19 protein-coding genes are annotated in these 20,286 nt (G+C 46.1%); 3 read left to right on the top strand and 16 right to left on the bottom strand.

Annotated elements, in window-relative coordinates; translation table 11 throughout:
- Positions 1–78: 78 nt before the first annotated feature.
- Entirely contained in the window at positions 79–831 is a 753-nt protein-coding gene (locus CWI78_RS10425) for a YciK family oxidoreductase (RefSeq protein WP_126782741.1), read from the top strand.
- Positions 832–912: 81 nt separating this feature from the next.
- On the top strand, positions 913–1,983 hold the full coding sequence (locus tag CWI78_RS10420; RefSeq protein WP_126782740.1) for a WD40/YVTN/BNR-like repeat-containing protein: 1,071 nt from the start codon (positions 913–915) through the stop codon (positions 1,981–1,983).
- Positions 1,984–1,995: 12 nt separating this feature from the next.
- On the opposite strand, the gene CWI78_RS10415 is transcribed toward CWI78_RS10420, so the two are convergent.
- From CWI78_RS10415 to CWI78_RS10360, 12 genes are all read right to left on the bottom strand, one after another.
- Entirely contained in the window at positions 1,996–4,113 is a 2,118-nt protein-coding gene (locus CWI78_RS10415; protein WP_126782739.1) for an aminotransferase class V-fold PLP-dependent enzyme, read from the bottom strand.
- Between the two features lie 56 nt (positions 4,114–4,169).
- A complete protein-coding gene (gene nqrM, locus CWI78_RS10410; protein ID WP_126782738.1) occupies positions 4,170–4,382 on the bottom strand; it encodes a (Na+)-NQR maturation NqrM in 213 nt (70 codons plus the stop codon).
- A gap of 8 nt (positions 4,383–4,390) precedes the next feature.
- Positions 4,391–5,422, bottom strand: coding sequence for an FAD:protein FMN transferase (locus tag CWI78_RS10405; protein WP_126782737.1), 1,032 nt, complete (start codon positions 5,420–5,422; stop codon positions 4,391–4,393).
- Positions 5,423–5,425: 3 nt separating this feature from the next.
- Entirely contained in the window at positions 5,426–6,652 is a 1,227-nt protein-coding gene (nqrF, locus tag CWI78_RS10400) for an NADH:ubiquinone reductase (Na(+)-transporting) subunit F (RefSeq protein WP_126782736.1), read from the bottom strand.
- A gap of 36 nt (positions 6,653–6,688) precedes the next feature.
- Entirely contained in the window at positions 6,689–7,297 is a 609-nt protein-coding gene (nqrE, locus tag CWI78_RS10395) for an NADH:ubiquinone reductase (Na(+)-transporting) subunit E (RefSeq protein ID WP_126782735.1), read from the bottom strand.
- 5 nt (positions 7,298–7,302) lie between these two features.
- Positions 7,303–7,935, bottom strand: a complete 633-nt coding sequence (locus tag CWI78_RS10390; protein ID WP_126782734.1) for an NADH:ubiquinone reductase (Na(+)-transporting) subunit D — start codon at positions 7,933–7,935, stop codon at positions 7,303–7,305.
- A complete protein-coding gene (locus CWI78_RS10385) occupies positions 7,928–8,704 on the bottom strand; it encodes a Na(+)-translocating NADH-quinone reductase subunit C (RefSeq protein ID WP_126782733.1) in 777 nt (258 codons plus the stop codon). The genes CWI78_RS10390 and CWI78_RS10385 overlap by 8 nt, the downstream gene beginning before the upstream one ends.
- A complete protein-coding gene (locus CWI78_RS10380; protein WP_126782732.1) occupies positions 8,697–9,899 on the bottom strand; it encodes an NADH:ubiquinone reductase (Na(+)-transporting) subunit B in 1,203 nt (400 codons plus the stop codon). Before CWI78_RS10380 ends, CWI78_RS10385 begins: the two co-directional genes overlap by 8 nt.
- Positions 9,900–9,902: 3 nt before the next feature.
- Positions 9,903–11,243 carry a Na(+)-translocating NADH-quinone reductase subunit A gene (locus tag CWI78_RS10375; protein ID WP_126782731.1) on the bottom strand — a complete coding sequence of 447 codons (1,341 nt, stop codon included), beginning with the start codon at positions 11,241–11,243 and terminating at the stop codon, positions 9,903–9,905.
- 175 nt (positions 11,244–11,418) lie between these two features.
- Positions 11,419–12,597, bottom strand: coding sequence for an enoyl-ACP reductase FabV (fabV, locus tag CWI78_RS10370; protein WP_126782730.1), 1,179 nt, complete (start codon positions 12,595–12,597; stop codon positions 11,419–11,421).
- Positions 12,598–12,681: 84 nt separating this feature from the next.
- Positions 12,682–13,002: a BolA family protein gene (locus tag CWI78_RS10365; RefSeq protein WP_126782729.1), complete on the bottom strand. Its 321-nt coding sequence runs from the start codon at positions 13,000–13,002 to the stop codon at positions 12,682–12,684.
- Positions 13,003–13,117: 115 nt separating this feature from the next.
- Positions 13,118–13,594, bottom strand: coding sequence for a hypothetical protein (locus CWI78_RS10360; RefSeq protein ID WP_126782728.1), 477 nt, complete (start codon positions 13,592–13,594; stop codon positions 13,118–13,120).
- A 117-nt stretch (positions 13,595–13,711) separates the two neighbouring features.
- Between CWI78_RS10360 and CWI78_RS10355 the strand changes: the two genes are divergently transcribed.
- Positions 13,712–15,022: a capsule assembly Wzi family protein gene (locus tag CWI78_RS10355; RefSeq protein ID WP_126782727.1), complete on the top strand. Its 1,311-nt coding sequence runs from the start codon at positions 13,712–13,714 to the stop codon at positions 15,020–15,022.
- Here CWI78_RS10355 and CWI78_RS10350 read toward each other — a convergent pair.
- The 4 genes from CWI78_RS10350 to CWI78_RS10335 are packed head-to-tail and all read right to left on the bottom strand — an operon-like array spanning position 15,019 to position 20,248.
- On the bottom strand, positions 15,019–15,573 hold the full coding sequence (locus CWI78_RS10350) for a PqiC family protein (RefSeq protein WP_126782726.1): 555 nt from the start codon (positions 15,571–15,573) through the stop codon (positions 15,019–15,021). The two genes, CWI78_RS10355 and CWI78_RS10350, sit on opposite strands and share 4 nt — an antisense overlap.
- Positions 15,563–17,206, bottom strand: a complete 1,644-nt coding sequence (pqiB, locus tag CWI78_RS10345) for an intermembrane transport protein PqiB (RefSeq protein ID WP_126782725.1) — start codon at positions 17,204–17,206, stop codon at positions 15,563–15,565. The genes CWI78_RS10350 and pqiB overlap by 11 nt, the downstream gene beginning before the upstream one ends.
- The gene (locus tag CWI78_RS10340; protein WP_126782724.1) at positions 17,203–18,456 is read right to left on the bottom strand and encodes a PqiA/YebS family transporter subunit; all 1,254 of its coding nucleotides are present in this window, start codon (positions 18,454–18,456) and stop codon (positions 17,203–17,205) included. Before CWI78_RS10340 ends, pqiB begins: the two co-directional genes overlap by 4 nt.
- On the bottom strand, positions 18,419–20,248 hold the full coding sequence (locus CWI78_RS10335) for a cation:proton antiporter (protein WP_126782723.1): 1,830 nt from the start codon (positions 20,246–20,248) through the stop codon (positions 18,419–18,421). Before CWI78_RS10335 ends, CWI78_RS10340 begins: the two co-directional genes overlap by 38 nt.
- Positions 20,249–20,286 lie beyond the last annotated feature (38 nt).

Here is a 20,286-nt window from a genome sequence, read left to right as displayed (position 1 = left end):
GTTTGCTGAGAAGTTATTCGATTATCGTTACAATAGCCTACTCACCCGACCACAGTCCAATGGTATTAAGAAACTGTTATGCAAATTAAAACTGTACATACTTATCAGGCAAGTCCTGAACTACTGAAAAATAAAGTTATTTTAGTTACTGGCGCTGGCGATGGTATTGGTCGCCAAGCCGCCCTAAGCTATGCCAAGCATAGCGCCACGGTCATTTTATTAGGCCGTACCGTTAGCAAGCTTGAGTCTGTTTATGATGAGATTATCGCTCAGGAAAGTCCGCAACCCGCAATTATTCCATTGGATCTAAAAGGTGCAACGGAAAATAACTACCGTGACATGGCCACCACTATTGCTGATCAATTCGGTAAACTCGATGGTGTACTTCACAATGCGGGCTTACTGGGTATTCTATCCCCTTTTACCCATATCGAAAAAGACAGTTGGGACGATGTGATGCAGGTCAATGTCACTGGTCAGTTTGCGATGACTCAGGCACTCATTCCGGTAATGGAAAAATCTCCTCATGCTTCTTTAGTATTTACGTCTTCCGGCGTTGGTCGCAAAGGCCGGGCTTTCTGGGGAACTTACTCTGTCAGTAAATTTGCAACAGAGGGTATGGCTCAGGTTATTGCGGATGAATATGATGGCACGAAGCTACGTACCAATGTTATTAACCCGGGCGCCACCCGCACTTCTATGCGTTCGAAAGCTTATCCGGCGGAAGATCCAAAATCACTAAAGACACCTGAAGAGTTAATGCCGACGTATCTCTACCTAATGAGTGATGACAGTCTTTCTGATAATGGATTATGTTTCGATGCACAGTGAACTGCAGCCCCCGAACTGACGTATCGGTAAAAAGGAAACGTGTTACACTCAATGACATGCATAATTAATTAGGCCACGTCTATGACATCGAAGCTACAGCAGCAAGCCGTAAATATACTCAGGTTTGTTTTGCCCTTCAGCACGTTATTAAGTCTTCCGGCATCAGCTCAGCCGCCGGAAATAGAGGTTTTTGATAACGTTCGTCAACAACATTGGGTAGGCGTGAGCCCTGTAAGCCGCAATACCATATGGCTCTCCGGTGAAAAGGGAACAGTAGCCAGAACAACCGATTCCGGTAAAAGCTGGCAGTATTTTCAGCCTGGCCCTGCCGATCTTGATTTTCGTGACATTGAAGCTATTGATGACCGCCGGGCCTACGCCTTAAGTGTTGGTACAGGTGGTCAGTCACGCATCTATTACACTGAAAATGGCGGCAATAGCTGGCGTCTACGCTATCGCGGCGAATCTGACAGCTTTTTCAATTGCATGGCGCTTTCCCCCAGTGGCGAGGCCTGGGTTCACGGCGACAGCGTAGGTGACGAATGGCGAATGGTTCGCAGTGCCGATGGCCGCAACTGGATGCAAGTACGTAGCGCCATTTCAGAGCCTCCTCAATCGAATGAAGGTGGTTTTGCATCAAGCGGCAGCTGTGCCCGTTTTAATAACGATAACTGGATGATAGCAACGGGTAATGCCGATAAAGCAAGAGTACTGATTAAAGGCTCCTTCGGTATCCGTTTTCGAGTAATAGAGACACCGATGAAAGCTGGCCCTATGGCCGGCATTACCAGCGTATGGCCGATTGATGATGAGACCTTTTATATTGCCGGCGGTGATTTAAATGACGCCTCTGGCAATGAAGATAGATTGTGGCATTACCAGAACGAAGAATTTAAAGCCCTGCCAGCTCCCCCTATAAAGGGTGCGCTCTATAGTTTAAGTCTGATTGATCACAACGGTACTTGGTTATTAACGTCTAATCCGCAAGGTTCAGCAGCACTCAATTTGGACAACAACGAGTGGTTTAAGCTTTCGGATGCCAATATCTGGAACATTCAGTGCCACGATGACATCAGTTGCTGGCTAGTTGGTAAAGATGGGTATGTCGGTCGCCTCCAATGGCAGGCTCCACAAGAGCGCACCCAGCTTTAACACGCTCTTAGGTTACGCCGCGGGAACACCTAATAAAGCCAGGCCACCAAGCAAATGACGACTGTTAAATCCATGCCGCTTCAGTACATTAGCCACAACCTGGCTTCTGTTGCCGGAGCGACATAAGCAAATAATATCCCGTTCACGCAGATGAGGATTGTTATGGATAAATTGAATAACTTCTGTCAGTGGCACATTAATAACCTCAGCACAACAGGGTAAATCTGACAGCACGTGCTCTTGTCTTTCCCGAACATCGATAATTAATAGATCGTCGCGATGCCAAAATTCATCGGTATCCCCAATAGGAATGTTAACCCCGTCATCAACCTGACAGTCACCACTTAACTCACAAGCAGTATAAGCGATATGATGTTCAGGATCTCGTCCGGGACAAAGAAGCGTGTTCTCACCAGTAAAGCACTCGTAAACCGAAGGTGATGCCTCTGTACCAGTAAATAAAAAGTCTGAGTGAACCTGGCTTTTAAGCGCCGCAGGTTCACTTAAAACATAAACAGGATTGCGAGTACCAACCCGGAATAAACGGCGCTCACCAATACTGACACAGCCGCTAACATTCCCTTCACACTCTACGGGCACAACGTCACATTGAGTTACCGCAATTTCCGGCCAACCAAACATATCCTGTCGGCCTTTTGATTCTGACGACATGAGTATCGGCGTCAACAGCTCAATAGACTGGCTTATCACCGGGTCCGGAGTTGTCGCCAAAACCGCTTTTACTCGATAGTTCTGGCAGCTGACGATATTTTCAATTCTTCCTGCCAAAGCTGGATGCGGATCAATGACCGCAATCTCTTTCGCTTGTCGGTCTATCACCAAATAGCTGCAGTGATCATCGTATTTAAGCTGAATTACGCCATCTAATTCTGCATCATTATCGTTATTCGTATCTGCCACGATCAGGCAGGAATTTCTTAAAGCATCAGCAGCCTGTTTTATACGTAAACAAGCCTCATCGATTTCGGTTTGTTGCGTCGCCGGGCCAAAAGATAATCGAATAGCCGAGCCACTACGCCACTCCTTAAAACCCATAGCATCCAACACAAAACTCCGTGTCACTTTTGAGCTACAAGCTGACCCTGAACTCACTCTTATCTGACAGGCGTCAAAAACATCCATAATATCGCGCGACGCAACGCCTTCTACAGAAAAGTTGAGCGTGGTGGGAACAGACTGATTAAGATCGTGGTTAAACACAATAGAAGGAAAAGCAGAACTCAATGCGTCGACCAGCTGAGAGCGATAGCCTTTCAACGTAGCTTCAGTCTGAAAGCGCTGACTTTTTGTATCCAGCATTAACTCAAATAATGCGTTTAACGCCGCAATACCGGGTAAATTCTCTGTTCCGGAGCGTTGACCCGACTCCTGTCCCCCACCAATAATCAGCGGTGTGTAAGGTGCTGAGCTACGCACCGCCATAAACCCAATACCTTTGGGTCCGTAGAGTTTATGACCGCTGAATGGCGCATAATCAATAGTCGTTTCATCCAAATTAAGCGCTTTCTTTCCCAAAACCTGAACACAATCAACCATCCACGGGACATCAGGAGCATGCTGGCGAATTACCCTCTCCAACTCACCCAGGTTTTGAATAACCCCTGTCTCGTTATTAACTGCCATAGTGCATATCATCGCCGCGTCTTTTACGTGTTGGGCGATAAACTGTCTATCCAGTAACCCCTGCTCATCAACAGGAATAGCAACCAGTTGAGCCTTTAAGCCCAGCAGTTGATTCCAATGTTCGAGTGCTTGTGGAACCGCTTTATGTTCAGTTGCGCCATAGAGTAAATATTTTTTTCTTTTACCTGGTTCCGTTTGCATAGCAGCGTATATCGCTGACACAACAGCCGTTTGTATTCCTTCTGTGGCGCCACTGGTAAAAATAAGACGACCAGATTCCAAACCCACAACCTTTCGGGCTAACTGACGTGTTGTATCCAAAATATATCGGGCTTTTAGCCCAGTGATGTGACTACTTGAAGGGTTACCAAAAACCGTTTCCATCGTGTGTGAAACGGCTTTAATAATTTCGGGAAGTACCGGAGTAGTAGCATTACAGTCCAGATAAAGCTCGTTTGCATTTGTCTGAATATCAATAGGTTTCATGCCACCCTCCAACTAAACAAAAAGTTATATGTTTATAACCTTTATGACTAAAAGGGTCAATGAATCTGGTTTTCTTTCCAGGCTTCTTCCTTTTTCATCCGTTCTTTGCGTTTCTCGCAAGGTTCATCGCAATCGCACGCTTTCTCCATACCCAGTGTGCTGATGCCTCCACAGCTACCAGAAATGGTCTTTCGTTGTACGATATAACCAATGGCCATCGCCAGTACAACGATAACAAACAAGGCGAATACCATTATAAAGGTTTGCATTAAAACTCCTACTCCTGCTCATTTAACAACGGCTTAAATGCATCGCTGATATACTCATCAAAACCGTCTTCTGTTTTGTAGATAAGCATGACTGCCAAATTGTGTTTTTCTGAGAATGCTTTTGCTTTATCCGTTCCCATAACCAATAAGGCCGTTGCATAAGCATCAGCAGACATCGTATCGTCGGCATAGACCGAAACCGAAACTAAATTGTGCTGTATCGGAGAGCCTGTCGCAGGATCAATAATATGTGAATAGCGACGTCCGTCTTCTTCGTAATAGTTCCGGTAATCACCAGATGTTGCTAATGCGCCGTCTTTAAATTCGACAACACGCTGCACTGCTCGTTCCGTAGAAACCGGTTTTTCTATCGCGAGACGCCATGAAGCTTCATCAGGTTTGCCTCCCTTGGCAACAACTTCACCACCAATTTCAACGAGGTACTGCTTTATTCGCAGTTGATCTAGTAAGTGACCTACTCTGTCAACTCCGTAACCCTTTGCAATTGTTGATAAATCCACATACATTCCGGATTCATCTTTAATCAATTGATGATTTTGTACACGCAACTTTTGGTAACCGGTTCTTTTACGAACAGCTTCTAGCTCAGATTCTGATGGTTCATTTTCTGGTCTTGCCTGAGGGCCAAACCCCCATAAATTGACCAGGGGTCCAATTGTTATATCCAAAGCACCGTCAGTTTGCTCTGCTATCTCTAATGCTCGAGTCACGACCCGTTCAAGGTCACGACTAATAACCATCGGCTCAGTACTTTCGAATTGATTAAATTGAGACAGTTCAGACTCAGGATCGTAAGTCGACATTTGTGCGTTAACCCGTTCTAACACGATATCGACTTTCCGTTTAATCTCATCTTTATTGTGTCTGGGATCTTTAGTGTAAAGCGTCACACTATAAGTCGTTCCCATTGTACTGTCGCTAAACGTGATTTTCTCAGGAGAGTCAGAACAAGAAACTAAAAAGGCCAGCCCCATAAGGGCTAGCCAAACTTTAGCAATCGACAGTTTCGATAGCATCATGAATTAACCACCAAAGTCATCCAACATAATGTTTTCGTCTTCGACGCCTAAGTCTTTCAATAGATTGATAACAGCAGCGTTCATAACCGGAGGTCCGCACATGTAGAACTCACAGTCTTCAGGCGCTTCATGGTCTTTAAGGTAACGCTCATAAAGAACATTATGAATAAAGCCAGTATCGCCTTCCCAGTTATCTTCCGGCTGAGGATCAGATAATGCCACGTGCCAGTCGAAGTTTTCGTTCTCTTCAGCCAGCATGTCAAAATCTTCAACATAGAACATTTCTTTTTTCGAGCGAGCACCGTACCAGAACGACACTTTACGATCAGTCTTCAAACGACGCATCTGATCGAAAAGATGCGATCGCATTGGCGCCATACCTGCACCGCCACCTACGAAGACCATTTCCGCGTCAGTCTCTTTAGCAAAGAACTCGCCAAACGGACCGGAAATCGTCACTTTATCGCCCGGCTTAAGACTGAAAATGTAAGATGACATTTTCCCTGCCGGTAAGCTCAAGTCGTTAGGCGGTGGAGTTGCTATACGGACGTTCAGCATAATAATGCCTTTCTCTTCCGGATAGTTGGCCATTGAATAGGCACGCTCAACTTCCTCATCAACCTTAGATTCCACATCAAAGAAGCCAAAACGATCCCAGTCAGCGTGATACTCTTCCGCGATATCAAAGTCTTTGTACTTCACATGATGCGGCGGAGCTTCAATCTGAATAAAGCCGCCCGCACGGAAAGGAACTTCTTCACCTTCCGGCAACTGCACAACAAACTCTTTAATGAACGTGGCTACGTTATCATTAGATTTAACCGTACAGTCCCACTTACGAATACCAAAGACTTCTTCTGGTAATTCGATTTCCATGTCCTGTTTAACGTTAACCTGACACGAAAGACGACAACCTTCACGGGCTTCACGTTTCGTAATATGGTCAAGCTCGGTTGGCAAAATATCACCGCCACCTTCTTTAACCGTGACACGGCATTGGCCACATGAACCACCGCCACCACAAGCAGACGACACGAAAATACCAGCGTTAGCCAACGCCCCCAGAAGTTTAGTACCAGGCTGGGTCACGATTTTTTTGTCTTCGTCGTCATTAATCAGGATTTCTACATCACCCTGAGGTACCAGTTTGGATTTTGCGAACATAATAATCGCAACCAAAACCAGTACGATAATGGTGAACATCCCTACACCGAGATATATCTCTTGCATCGATTCGTACCTTTTTTTACCGATTCAACACACTGGTTATAAGGATACGCCGGAAAACGACATAAAGCCCAAACCAATCAGACCCACTGAAATAAATGTGATACCTAAGCCACGGAGGCCATCCGGTACATCTGCGTATTTCAGTTTCTCGCGCACTGCAGCCAAAGCAACAATTGCTAAAGCCCAGCCCACACCGCTGCCAATTCCGAATACAACGGATTCGCCGAAGTTGTAATCGCGCTCAACCATAAACGCAACACCACCAAAAATGGCGCAGTTAACGGTAATCAGCGGTAGGAAAATACCCAGTGCGTTATAAAGTGCGGGCACATATTTATCCAGCGTCATTTCCAAAATCTGTACCAATGCAGCAATAACACCGATAAAGGTCAGGAATTTCAAGAAGCTTAAATCTGCATCCGGGAAGCCCGCCCATTCCAGAGCACCTGGTGCCAGAATGTTATGGTAGATTAAGTTGTTAACCGGTACTGAAATACCCAATACAACGATAACCGCGACACCCAGACCAAATGCTGTTTTTACTTTCTTAGATACGGCCAAAAACGTGCACATACCTAAGAAGAAGGACAATGCCAGGTTTTCAATGAAAACCGCGCGGATGAACAGGTTGATATATTGTTCCATGACCATTACTCCTTAGGTTCAACTTGTTCAGTGCGGAAGGTACGCAGTACCCAAATAAACCCGCCAATGATGAAGAAGGCGCTTGGTGGCATCAGTAACAGGCCAACAGGCTCGTACCAACCACCTTGTGATGCCAGAGGCAAAATCTGCACATCAAACAAGCTACCTGAACCGAAGAGTTCACGCACAAAGCCAACCACAAGCAGCACAATAGAGTAACCTAAACCATTACCGAGACCATCCAGTAACGACATAAAAGGTGTACTCTTCATAGCGTAAGCTTCGGCACGCCCCATGACGATACAGTTAGTAATGATTAAGCCGACGAATACTGACAACTCTTTAGAAATTGAGTAAGCGTAAGCTTTAAGTATCTGGTCAACGACAATAACCAAGCTCGCAATAATTGTCATTTGGACAATAATACGTACGCTTGACGGAATATGATTCCGGATAATCGAAATAAACAAGTTAGAGCAGGCGACAACTGCGGTTAGTGCAATGCACATAACCAGTGTGTTGCTCATTTTCGACGTTACAGCCAATGCAGAACAGATACCAAGAATCTGCAGTGCGATGGGGTTGTTGGCAAATATCGGTCCGAATAATACGGACTTCATTTCTTTTACATTAGCCATTGTTCAACTCTCCCTCACGAAGTTTCTTGAGTAATGGACCGTAACCATTTTCGCCCATCCAGAATTGAACTAGGTATTCAACACCATTACTGGTCAACGTTGCACCAGAAAGCGCATCAACTTCGTGCTCGCCTTTGGCACCGCCTTTTACCACTTCAAACTGGACGTTACCGTCCTCGCCGTAAACTTCTTTACCTTGCCAAGTTTTTACCCAGGCCGGATTAGTGATTTCACCACCCAGCCCCGGCGTTTCAGAGTGCTCGTAGAAATTAACGCCTTTAACCGTGTCAAAGTCGCCTTCTAACGCCAGCAAGCCGTACATGGTTCCCCATAGACCCTGGCCACGAATATGAAGAACAAGCCCTGTTGTTTCGCCGCTGTCATCTTTAACAAGATAAATCTGTGTTAAATTTTCGCGGGTACCTAAACCAGCAGGATCGTTCTTTTTCTCAAGTTTTTTACTTCTTTCAGAGTCACCCGCTGCTTTGCGGTTGCTGAAAGATGTCGGATCAATGTCATCCTGAACGGTTAGATCTTCAAGGCTGACAACCATGGTATCGATGCGTTGCTGGTAAGTTTCGACAACGTCGGTATCGGCTTTCAGAATGCCAGCAGCGTCCAGAACGTTTTTCTGCATATCAAGTGCAGCATTCTTTTCCTGCATTGGTTTAAGACCAATAGCGGCCCCAGAAACTACAATTGAGCAAACCAGGCAAAGCGCTAGCACGACACCAACGGTCTTGCCTAAACTTTCATTTTTCTTAGCCATTGCGCGCTAACCTCCGTTTGATATTTGCCTGTGCTACAAAATGGTCAAATAACGGTGCAAATACGTTAGCAAATAAGATGGCCAACATGATGCCTTCCGGGAATGCCGGGTTAATGACACGAATCATGACCGTCATAAAACCAATTAACAAGCCGTACGCAAACTTCCCTTTGTTGGTAAAGGACGCAGATACCGGGTCGGTTGCCATGAACATCATTGCAAAGGCAAAACCACCTAATACTAAGTGCCAGTACCAAGGCATTGCGAACATTGGGTTTGTCTCACTGCCAACGAGGTTCAGTAAACCGGAGAACAGAACCATACCGACAAAGACACCCAGAACAATACGCCAGGAGGCAATACGGAAATAAATTAACGCTAAACCGCCAATCAGAATAAGTAAGGTTGAAACTTCACCTACTGACCCCTGGATGTTACCAAGGAAAGCGTCCCACCAAAGCTGGGTGTTACCGTAATCCATTTCACCCAGAGCCGCTTTACCCAGATTAGTCGCACCAGAAAAGCCATCTACAGCCGTCCAGATGGAGTCTCCGGACATACTTGCCGGGTAAGCGAAATAAAGGAACGCACGCCCGGTTAACGCTGGGTTCAGGAAGTTACGGCCAGTACCACCGAATATTTCCTTACCAATAACGACACCGAAGGTGATACCTAAAGCAACCTGCCATAATGGCGTTGTTGCCGGCAAAATCAGGGAGAATAAAACCGAGGTAACAAAGAAGCCTTCGTTAACTTCGTGTTTGCGAATCGACGCAAAAAGTACTTCCCAGAAACCACCGACAAAGAAGGTAACCGCATAAATAGGCAGGTAGAAACATGCCCCGTACCACATTTTTGCGCCCCAACCGGCATCGGCTCCTAATTCACCGCCCAGCAGTTGAAATAATCCAACCTGCCAAACGTCTGATAATTGGTAACCGTCTACTAATGCAAGCGCAGCTTGGTTACCAACGTTGTACATGCCCCAGAACATTGCAGGGAACGTCATCATCCACACCAGAATCATGATGCGCTTAAGATCGATACGATCACGAACGTGCGTAGCCGACTTAGTCACAGTGCCTGGTGTGTATAAAATAGTGGCTACGGCTTCGTAAAGCGCGTACCACTTCTCGTATTTACCGCCTTCTTCGAACTGCGGTTCAATACGCTCGAGTGTGTCTTTCAAGCTCATGGGTTAGCCTTCTTTCTCAATCTTAGTGAGACAGTCACGCAGCACCGGGCCATATTCATATTTCCCAGGGCAAACATAAGTGCACAATGCGAGATCTTCTTCGTCCAATTCCAAGCAACCTAATTGCTGGCCTTCATCAGTATCGCCTGACAGTAAGTCTCTCAACAATAAGGTAGGCAGAATGTCCAAAGGCATAACACGCTCGTAATTACCAATTGGAACCATTGAACGCGAAGAGCCATTCAGTGACGTGGTCAAGCTGAATAATCTCTTCGGATTAAAGTGCCCCGCATAAGCTCGCGTTACTGAATGCAAATCAGAGCCTGGACGAATCCAACCCAGAAACTCTTTGTAATTACCCTCAGGGATAACACTCACTTGATTATGGAAGCGGCCTAACCAGGCGTGTTCGTCATCTGCAGTATGACCGTGCAAAACAGAACCTGAGATGATTCGCAGATTATCACCGTTTAGCTCGCCGTCCGTTAATTCATGGAGGTTAGCACCCAGGCGTGTACGCAGTAGGCGAGGCTCTTTAACCCCTTCACCAGCAACAGCTACTACTCGGTCAGTAAAGATTTCACCCGTTGTGAATAATTTACCGTAGGCAATAACGTCTTGGTAACCAATGTGCCATACCGGGCGTTTAATGCTCGCTGGCTGCAAAAAGTGCATGTGAGTACCAACCAATCCAGCAGGGTGAGGACCGGAAAAAGATTCCAGTGTGACATCGGCATCGCCGGTATCAACTTCTGCATCACCGGCTTTACTAACAAACACTTTGCCTTCGGTTAGGTTCGACAACACCTTCAAACCATCAATAAAAGCTTGTTTCTGTTCATTGATAAATAAAGTTGGGTCACCAGCTAATGGATTTGTATCCATTGCATTGACAAAGATTGCGCTCGCTTCTGCATCTAATGCCGGAGCTTTACTGTAAGGACGGGTGCGAAGCGCAGTCCATTGACCTGACTCAACCAAAATGTCCTGAACTTTCTCACGACCTAATGAATTAAGTTTGTCGCTATCAAATTTGTCGAAAGTAACTTGCTCATCACCTTTCAACTCAATAACAACCGCCTGCAACACTCGACGCTCACCACGCAGGATGTCTTTAACTACACCAGCACCAGGGGCTGTGTATTTGACACCAGGGTTTTTCTTATCCTCGAAAATCAATTGACCTTTTTTAACCTGATCATCGACTTTCACGTGCATGGTTGGGCGCATACCCACGTACTCTTCACCTAGGGTAGCGACCGTCGTCACAGCCTTACCGTCGGATAGTTTTTGCTGGGGCGCCCCTTTAATAGGGATGTCCAGCCCTTTCTTGATCGTAATCATATGCGTTTGCACTACTCGTTAAGGGAAGATTCATCACAACCAGCCGCTAAGACTGGAAACCTGAATAATCAAATAGTTACCGACACAAGCAACCGCCTTCAGAGGGGCTTGTCATCGGCAACCTGAAACATTTTCCACACTTATCGGTGGGATTTTAGCATTTTTCCCACAACGCTTACCAGTTTACTTTTGGATCAATATCAGCGTCATAATCAACGTTATCAAAGCCAAAACCGAATAATTGCAAGAAGTCCTGATGATACCCTTCATAATCGGAGAGTTGGTGGAAGTTATCCTGATTCACCTGCTCCCAAAGCGCTTCCACCTTAGCTTGCGTTTTGTCATTGGTTTCATAACCATCCATATGCAGGCGCCCCGCTTCATCTAACTCTGGGTTATTTGCATACAGTCCTTCAGTGAAGAGTCGGTAGATTTGTTCAATACAACCTTCGTGTGTGCCTTCTTCTTTCATCACCTTATAGATTAATGAAATATACAGAGGCATAACCGGAATGGCTGAACTTGCCTGAGTCACTAGCGCTTTCAACGAAGAAACATAAGCTTTTAAGTTAAGATCATCATGGCTTGAAACTAACCCGGACGCGGCACGATCAAGATCTTCTTTAGCCCGACCGATAGTTGCATGTCCGTAAATTGGAAGCGTCAGTTTTTTACCAATATAGGTATAAGCTGTCGTTTGGCAATTGTTAGCCAATACTCCGGCCTCGTGCAATGCTTTAATCCAGCGCTCCCAGTCTTCACCGCCCATAACTTTTACCGTATTGGCAATATCATCATCGGTTGCCGGATCAAGCGTTATTTCGTGCACTTGATCTTTATCCGTGTTGTAAGTTTTGGTGGTGTATTGTTTGCCGATAGGCTTTAACACAGAGCTATAGACTTCACCGCTTTCAGGATCTTTGCGCTTAGGCGAGGCCAGGCTGTAAACGACGAGGTCAATTTTGCCCATATTCTGTTTAATGTAGTCGATGCTCTCCTGCTTAATTTCATCAGAAAATGCATCACCATTAATTGAATGGAAAGCTAAACCGGCTTTATCCGCTTGCTGATGAAAAGCGGCGGTGTTGTACCAGCCTGCTGTTGCTGTTTTCTTTTCTGTAGGTTCTTTCTCAAAACACACGCCTAGAGTGTGAGCTTCGCTGCCAAAGGCAGCCGTCACTCTTGAAGCAAGTCCATATCCTGTTGAGCAGCCTATCACCAGAACATTCTTAGGCCCGTCACTAATAGCAGGCTTACTACGGACAAAGTCGATTTGACGCTTTACGTTTTCGGCACAGCCCACTGGGTGGGCATTAGTACAGATAAAACCGCGAATTTTTGGCTTAATGATCATATTAATGTATCCCTGTTGTTCGCATTATTTTAGCTATTGTAACCAATGCAACCGCAGGAACACATCAGACATGCGTAATTTTTCTTAATTTGCCGCTATTTTTGACCCGCCAAGACAGTTTGGCGAGCGTCTGGATTCACCCAGTTGCTCCCATTCGCCTTGGGTATAGGTGTGCAATGCCAACGCATGAATATGATTCATTAATTCATCAGCCAAGATTTTATTAACCGCACGATGCCGGTTAATTAACCTTTCCCCACTAAATTTTGGAGTCACTAATACCACTTTAAAGTGAGATTCTGCGTTCGCTCCACCCGAGTGCATATGGCTTTCATCTTCTACTTCCAGGTGAACTGGCGTAAACGCTTCTCGCAATTTATTTTCGATATTCAACCCAATAGACATAACTGACTCCCTCTGCGTTCGCCTCAATAACAAGTTTAGTTTACTTATACCGAATCACAGAAAATTTTTACAAATAACAACTTAACTCTACGAATTTTCAACAAATAAAGTTTTCTTAATATTGGGAATCATCAACTGCCGCATGACAAACCTGTGGCATGGAAGACAAAGCGACAACAGCAGGAAATACCGCATCTGCAACCTCCCCTTTTGACACGTTCTCCGGTTTAGCAACATGATAACGTTGCGCGCTCACATTGCCCTCGACTTGCCAAAGCAGAACGTCTGTTTTTTCAAACAGCTTTGACAATGTATCTAAACCTTCCTCCCTGTATGGCGGAAACGCAGTACTTTCTCCTGATAGCCGCCACCCTCTGAGCTCTGATTTAGAAGCCAGCAAGGCCTCATTAATGCGATCACGGCAAAAGCTCAACTCAATTGTCGCTTGACTCAATTGCCAATCGGCGTTGGGCAACAGTTGTTCGTCCAAAGCTTTAATTTCGGCACTACGTAAATCCGTTGTGCGCTCCTGCCCGCAGCCGTTAAGAAGCGCAAGAAACACTCCGGCTAACAAAAATTGTTTAAAAGTCATAAGTAAAACCTCCGAAGCCTCATATTATAACTGAAAAGCTCAGATAAACCGTTGTCTTAGTGTTAAAATTTCTGGCAGTATAGAGTGCAATTTGTCATAGGGATTCAAATACGTTTCATGTCACCCATTTCCTTTTTTCGTAACACAATCATTGTCAGCGGTCTTAGCTTACTGATGGCCCCTTCTGCGGTTAGCTCCGTATGGATTGAAGCAAATGACGTAGAATTACGGAATAGTCTGATTGTTCTAGCTGAGTCAGGACTGATTAAAACGCCCATTCAGCAGTTTCCAATTACCTGGAAAAGTTTACTACCTGAACTAGACGCTCTTGAACTGAAAAAGTTAACAGCTACCCAACAGCTGGCCCTGCGCCATGTACGTCATCAGTTGTCGCAAGCTCAAAGCGGCCCAAAAACACGCTGGTATATAGGAGCGACGGATAGTGAACAGGCAGTTCAGGACTATGGTGATGATACCTATGAAGAAGGAAAAATCAGCTTAAGCCGAAGCATGCATGGCACAAATTGGGCAGCAAGAATTCAGGTAAATTATCGTCAGGACCCTTTCGAAGGGGATCATAAAAAAACACTGGATGGTAGTTACTTAGCCTATAACCTCAATGACTGGAGCTTCAGTCTGGACTCACTGCCTCTGCGTTGGGGGCCAGCAGAACACAGCAGCTTGCTCTTTTCCAACAACGCTCGTCCTATGCCAAAAATTCGCATTGATTACGCTCCAGATTATCCGCCAGCCGGTATGAATCCTTTTAAAATTAGCTTATTCAGTGCTTATCAGGACGACGGTTACAGCCATTATAATCGCGTTAGCGGCATTCGTTTTTCCAGTCAGTTATTTCAGCACTTATGGTTTGGTGTCAGTGCTATAGAGCAAACCGCCGACAACCGCCCGGATAACCGAATGTTAACCGCTGATGCGCGTACCGGTTTTGACTGGGGCTCACATCAGTTTTCAGCCTATGCCGAACTGGGAATTGACCGAAAACTGGAGACCGATGATAAGCCGGTATACACGTTGGGCGCACAGTGGATGACAGGTTCTGAAGAACACCGCCATAGCGTTACTCTTGAATACAGCCAGCTAGACGGCGGCGATGAGCACGATTTCTATTCACTTGATAAAAACCAGCAACAATACTTCCTGAATCATCAACGTAATCCAGGCTCTCCTTTTCCGCGAGAAAGCCAAACGTTATCAGCCAGTTATCGGAATTTTTCTGCAGATGGGTCAGCCTGGACAGCGTTACTTAGTCACAGTAAAGAAAAAAATGATGACACCCTATCGAGGGCACTGCTGAGGCGCACAGAACCGGCGTTCTCCGGGTTAATTAAACTTTCTCTGCAATACCTTGATGGCAGTCATTACGACGGTGACGTTGGTATTCAGTTAAGCGGAGAATGGCGCTTTTAACGCGCCAGTTTCTGACTGACTCCCAGACTGATAGTATTCATAACATTCAGCCAGGCTTCATCAAATGCATTAACCAATGCAGGGTAGCCATCGCTTTTCAATGGCATTCTCTCTGTAAAAGCCCCTTCTAATAACATCTGACTCTCGTGACTTTTGTATTCCCAATGACCTGCCACAACGGCCCGGGAGTCATTACTTCCGTAAAAGTCATCAACCCAGATAGTCAGTTTTCCATCACAATTGTCAGCCAGGAGCAGACGTTGCGCACTGCGCTGTAATTGATGAGCCAAAGGTGTACTCCAGCGGTGCTGTCGTGCGCTATGCCAGCGGGTTTCGTCTTGTTGCAGCTGCAATCCCGGTTTGGCCGCAGAATCACCAACGAACACAGGCCGCCTATTCGCCTGACAAAGAGCTTCAGCCGATTGGCTCAAATGTGGCAATCGGTATTGAGTGACTTCGTAAGTATTAGAAGAACACCCAGCCATTAGGGCTACCACCATAGCTAAACCAAGCGGTTTTATTCTTCTTGCAATGACATCTTTATTGTTCATAAGCTTTTGGCTCCGGATCGGGCTCGATAGACGGACTGAAAATAAGAGAGTTCGGCTGTTCCTGTAACAACTCGATTACGGGTTTCAGCTCACGAGAGAGTTGTTCAATTTCACTTAGTGTTTGGTTCAACTGCTGTCGTGTAGGCGACCCTTCATTAAAGCTGCCGGTCAATTCCTTTAATTGAATGAGGTTTTGTTGTAATAACTGCGGCAGTTGCTGCATTTGTGGTTGCTCGACAATTGCGGCAAGGCTTTGTGAGACGCTATCCAACTTCTGTGCTGTGTTATCAACGGAGGTCATTGCCTCTGAAAAGTCATTTAGTCCCTGCTCGAGCGGTAACTGATTAAACTTATCCATTAACTCCGTCAATTTCTCTTCCAACCGGGTAAAGTCACTCGCCATAGCAGGCATCACCGGATAGCCGGCAAATCTCTCACCAACGTCAGATTTATCGTCACCCGGGTAAAACCGAACATCAACAAAAAGGCTGTTAGTCAATAAGTTTGCGGCGCGAATATTGGCTCGGAGTCCATCTTCAAACAGTTCAGGCAACCGCTTTTCCCAGTTTTTGATATCGGTATTAGCAACCAATCCTCTTAAGCGTTCTGGTTCAAAACGGATAAGAATCGGAATACGCTTCAACGGGGCTTCTTCACTTTCATCAGGGAACCAGCGTAGCGGCACCTCCCGGACCGTACCCACTCTGACTCCTTTGAACTGAACCGGAGCCCCCTTTTCAAGCCCGGAAACTGACTCATTCAATAAAACCACGTAATCAATACCATGGATATAGCCTTGTTGCTTTGCATCTTCCAAACTTTCAAACAATGCAAAGTTTTGGTCGCCTGTTAACTTTTTACCCCGGGGCTGACCTTCCGGAACACCAAACGTGACGCTCGCTCCCAGCAATGATTCCAGTGAACCCAACGCTAAGTCCAGGCCTTGCGAATTCCATTGAATTGAAACACCACGCTGCAGCCAGAATCGAGTATTTTCAGTTAGCAACTCGTCGTATGGGGCTTTTACGAAAATCTGATAACGCGTTTCCCTCTCCTCTACCAGGAACTCGGCCTGCTCTACCTGACCAACGGTGAATCCCTGATATTGTACCGAGTCACCAACCGTAATTGTCGTTTGGCCTTCGCTCGTCAATATTAACCGTTTGCCCGGCGTTTCCTGAGACGTCACTGGCGGCTGTTCTAATGCTTCAAAATGTGATTGCTGCTCTTCTGAGTTTCCCGGTTGCAGACGAATATATGCACCCGATAATAATGTTCCGAGTCCGCTGACACCTTGTCTTCCTATCCTGGGTTTAACCACCCATATCCGCGTTTCTGCATTCAGCATTCGCTCTGTGCCGTCATTCATTGCAACTTCCACAACGGCTGACGAAAAATCGTCAGATAAACGGACCTCTGTCACCTGACCAACATCTACATTACGAACCTTTACCTGAGTTTTTCCAGCCTCAATACCTTCAGCATCTTCTACTGCCACCGTAATGGTCGGTCCGGTACCCCGCGTGTCTTGCCAAACCATCCACAAAGCGACAGCAAAAGCGAGCAACGGTACAATCCAGACTGGGGAAACACCATTAGCTTGACGAACCTTGCTTGTTGAATTTTCTGTCATCTATCCGCCTCTCGCCAGAATAAGCGTGTATCAAAACTCATCGCTGCCAACATCGTCAGAACGACAGCTGCTGCAAACGACACCGCAGCACTGCCCGGGTACACCGACATAACAGTGCCACTGCGGACCAGAGCAACCAGTATCGCCACCACAAAAACATCTATCATTGACCAACGACCAATCCAGTCAGTGACTTTAAACAATAATAACCGATTCCGCACCATTGCCGGAGTCTGCCAACGCGCTAAGAGTAGCAAGACTCCCAGCACCAGAACCTTTGCGACAGGAATAACCAGACTGGCCACAAAAACGATAATAGCTATGGGCTTGTCACCACTTTGCCATAATTCTGTTACCCCACCAATAATGGTAGCCGGTTGATCGTTTCCAAACCGAACGGTTTCCATAACCGGTAACCAATGCGCCGGAATTAACATAATAGCGCCAGCCGTAATTAATGCTAACGTTGCCCCCGGCTTGCGCCACCAAGATGTTTTTTGCGGCTCAGTGCATTGATAACAGTTTCTGCTGTCCCGCGAATTAAGTGCATGACAGAGTGTGCAAGTCATCAACCCTTGCTCACCGGCGGTAAGACCGGCTTGTGCAGACAAGTCGGGGCGATTCATTACGGAAAAATACTGCCAAACAGGTGTTCGCTTAGCCCGCTCATAAACAAACAGTAACAACACCACAAAAACGCTGAATCCCCAGAACCCTTCAAGCAAGCGAACCTCTGCCAGACTGGATATTTTCACTAGCGCTACCAGGGTACCGAGCAGGAAGATATCCGTCATTAACCAAGGCTTTAAATGTTCCATTGTCCGCAACAAATAAAGGTTCAATCGATTTGGACCGGACGTTTCAAGCTGACTGTATACCCAAATAAGACATAAAAGGTAGATACAGGGAATAATGATGACAGTTAACAGAACCAGAACCGCCAATACCTTTTCGTGAAAATACGAAAGTTGCCAAGCCGCATCCATTAAGGTCATTGATTGTTCGACACCAGCAGCCGAATATCGAATAAAATCGACAGACAAGCTTGCAAACAAAAGCACCAACGCGGCGATGGCAACAGCTAAAAGAGTATACTGCCCAGCGTTATTCCCATCTTCCAGAATGTACCCACAGCGCGGGCACTCCGACTGCTCATTTGTCAGGAGCGGAACGCGCCGGCTTACCCAGTCACATTGAGGGCAGCCGACCACTTCAGTCTTTTCGTGTGGCGTTGCCCTGCTCGTCGTCATTTTCCTCAGACTCCGCTGAAATCATAGCAATAACCGTCCACCCGGACTGCGGTATGAGTTCTCGTTCAGTTGTAAAAATATGGAGTTTTTCGGCATCATCCAATGCGAACATCGGTAGTGCCCGAGTGCCATATTTTTGCTGGTAGTCCGCAAAACTAAAGCTGTCGGTAATCGGTGTCGACTTAATTTTTGCGCCTTTAAAGTGCAAACTGGCAAGCTTTGAATAAGTCACACTTTCGCCAAACAGATTGAGCGTTTTCCGATAACTTTCTGTCAATTGATGGCTGGCCCGATAGTCTTGCTCGCCACCATTCAAACCATGAACTTTTTTCGAGCCAAACCAATCCTGATAATACATTGATACCAAAGGGTTCAACTGCTTATAAGGCGACATCACTAACAACCTTCCAAGACCGGTCAAATCGATGTTGTTAGCAGCATGTTCCGAGGCCGGGTTGCCAAAATACACCGGTAAATTATCCATTCTCGCTAACTTAATGTTCTCCCAGTTTGTATCTGCCAGGCGTACCGGAATACCTCTTTCCTGCAAGCTTTTAGCAACAGCTCTGGTCATCTGGTTTGCACCAAAAATTAAAAAGCCATTTGCAGAGGGTTCCAATAGCCCCAGCAATCTTGCCAGCGGTTTCGCAGTCAAACTTTGCAACACGACTGTTGTCATGATCACAAGGAAAACTAAAGGCACCACAGCTGCCGCTTCCGTCCAGCCTGATTCCTCCATTTTTAACGCAAACAATGCTGAAACCGCTGCTGCCACAATACCTCTGGGCGCAATCCAGGATAATAAAACTTTATCCTTAAACCTGAGTTCAGTGCCGATTGCCGATAGCCACACAGCTAAAGGACGTACCGCAAACAAAATAATAGCGAGCAGAACAACCGCAGGCATTCCCAGTGCATCAAACTCAGCAAAATCAAGTCGGGCGGCCAGAATAATGAAAAGAGCAGAGATAAGCAGAACGCTCAGCGTTTCCTTAAACTCCAATATTTCTTCCATATTCAAGTTGCGGGTGTTTGCCATGACCATCCCCATAACGGTAACGGTCAATAACCCGGACTCATGCTGAATCGCGTTCGATAGCGCAAAAACACCTAATACGATGGTTAAGGTTGCGACATTCTGCAAGTAATGCGGAAACCAACCTCGTCCCAAAGCGAGCCCTAATAAACGTGCAGCTCCCCAACCTAACGCAAAACCAAGAGCGACGGTTGTTGCAAAGGCCTGAAGGGCATGCAGGAAAGCAACGTCCTGACTGGCGATAATAAATTCATAGACCAGTACTGCCAGTAAAGCCCCCAGCGGATCGATGATAATGCCTTCCCAGCGCAAAATATTAGCGAGCTTATTAATGGGTCTAACCGAGCGTATCATCGGCTGAATTACCGTTGGCCCGGTTACCACCACTAACGCACCGAACAAAGCAGAAATTTCCCAGCCATAGCCCATAATAAAGTGCGTCAAAATAGCGATGACAATGAAGGTAACCAACATTCCAATACTGACCAGGTTGGTTACCATACGGCCATGTCCGCGAATTTCTTCAAACTTCAGCGTGAGGCTGCCTTCAAACAAAATAACGGCTACCGCCAAGGACACGAAAGGAAACAGTAAGTCCTCAAATAATGCATCGGGGTTCAATAAGCCAAGAGTAGGCCCCAGTAATAACCCGCAAATTAGTAATGGCAATATTGCAGGCAGCTTAATGCGCCATGCTAACCACTGACAACAAATGGACAGCACACCAATCAGGGCAAGCAACGATAGTTCAGACATAAGTTCTCCGCTGAAAGTAAGTCTTTGTAGAATAGCAG

It is taken from the genome of Idiomarina ramblicola, from assembly GCF_003987255.1.
Classification (GTDB): Bacteria; Pseudomonadota; Gammaproteobacteria; order Enterobacterales; family Alteromonadaceae; genus Idiomarina; species Idiomarina ramblicola.
This window is presented reverse-complemented; position numbering and strand designations above follow the sequence as displayed.

Bases quoted from the DNA above. Each gene is read 5' to 3' on its own strand.
- CWI78_RS10425 (WP_126782741.1), top strand. From the start codon at position 79: ATGCAAATTAAAACTGTACATACTTATCAGGCAAGTCCTGAACTACTG.
- CWI78_RS10420 (WP_126782740.1), top strand. From the start codon at position 913: ATGACATCGAAGCTACAGCAGCAAGCCGTAAATATACTCAGGTTTGTT.
- CWI78_RS10415 (WP_126782739.1), bottom strand. From the start codon at position 4,113: ATGAAACCTATTGATATTCAGACAAATGCAAACGAGCTTTATCTGGAC.
- nqrM (WP_126782738.1), bottom strand. From the start codon at position 4,382: ATGCAAACCTTTATAATGGTATTCGCCTTGTTTGTTATCGTTGTACTG.
- CWI78_RS10405 (WP_126782737.1), bottom strand. From the start codon at position 5,422: ATGATGCTATCGAAACTGTCGATTGCTAAAGTTTGGCTAGCCCTTATG.
- nqrF (WP_126782736.1), bottom strand. From the start codon at position 6,652: ATGCAAGAGATATATCTCGGTGTAGGGATGTTCACCATTATCGTACTG.
- nqrE (WP_126782735.1), bottom strand. From the start codon at position 7,297: ATGGAACAATATATCAACCTGTTCATCCGCGCGGTTTTCATTGAAAAC.
- CWI78_RS10390 (WP_126782734.1), bottom strand. From the start codon at position 7,935: ATGGCTAATGTAAAAGAAATGAAGTCCGTATTATTCGGACCGATATTT.
- CWI78_RS10385 (WP_126782733.1), bottom strand. From the start codon at position 8,704: ATGGCTAAGAAAAATGAAAGTTTAGGCAAGACCGTTGGTGTCGTGCTA.
- CWI78_RS10380 (WP_126782732.1), bottom strand. From the start codon at position 9,899: ATGAGCTTGAAAGACACACTCGAGCGTATTGAACCGCAGTTCGAAGAA.
- CWI78_RS10375 (WP_126782731.1), bottom strand. From the start codon at position 11,243: ATGATTACGATCAAGAAAGGGCTGGACATCCCTATTAAAGGGGCGCCC.
- fabV (WP_126782730.1), bottom strand. From the start codon at position 12,597: ATGATCATTAAGCCAAAAATTCGCGGTTTTATCTGTACTAATGCCCAC.
- CWI78_RS10365 (WP_126782729.1), bottom strand. From the start codon at position 13,002: ATGTCTATTGGGTTGAATATCGAAAATAAATTGCGAGAAGCGTTTACG.
- CWI78_RS10360 (WP_126782728.1), bottom strand. From the start codon at position 13,594: ATGACTTTTAAACAATTTTTGTTAGCCGGAGTGTTTCTTGCGCTTCTT.
- CWI78_RS10355 (WP_126782727.1), top strand. From the start codon at position 13,712: ATGTCACCCATTTCCTTTTTTCGTAACACAATCATTGTCAGCGGTCTT.
- CWI78_RS10350 (WP_126782726.1), bottom strand. From the start codon at position 15,573: ATGAACAATAAAGATGTCATTGCAAGAAGAATAAAACCGCTTGGTTTA.
- pqiB (WP_126782725.1), bottom strand. From the start codon at position 17,206: ATGACAGAAAATTCAACAAGCAAGGTTCGTCAAGCTAATGGTGTTTCC.
- CWI78_RS10340 (WP_126782724.1), bottom strand. From the start codon at position 18,456: ATGACGACGAGCAGGGCAACGCCACACGAAAAGACTGAAGTGGTCGGC.
- CWI78_RS10335 (WP_126782723.1), bottom strand. From the start codon at position 20,248: ATGTCTGAACTATCGTTGCTTGCCCTGATTGGTGTGCTGTCCATTTGT.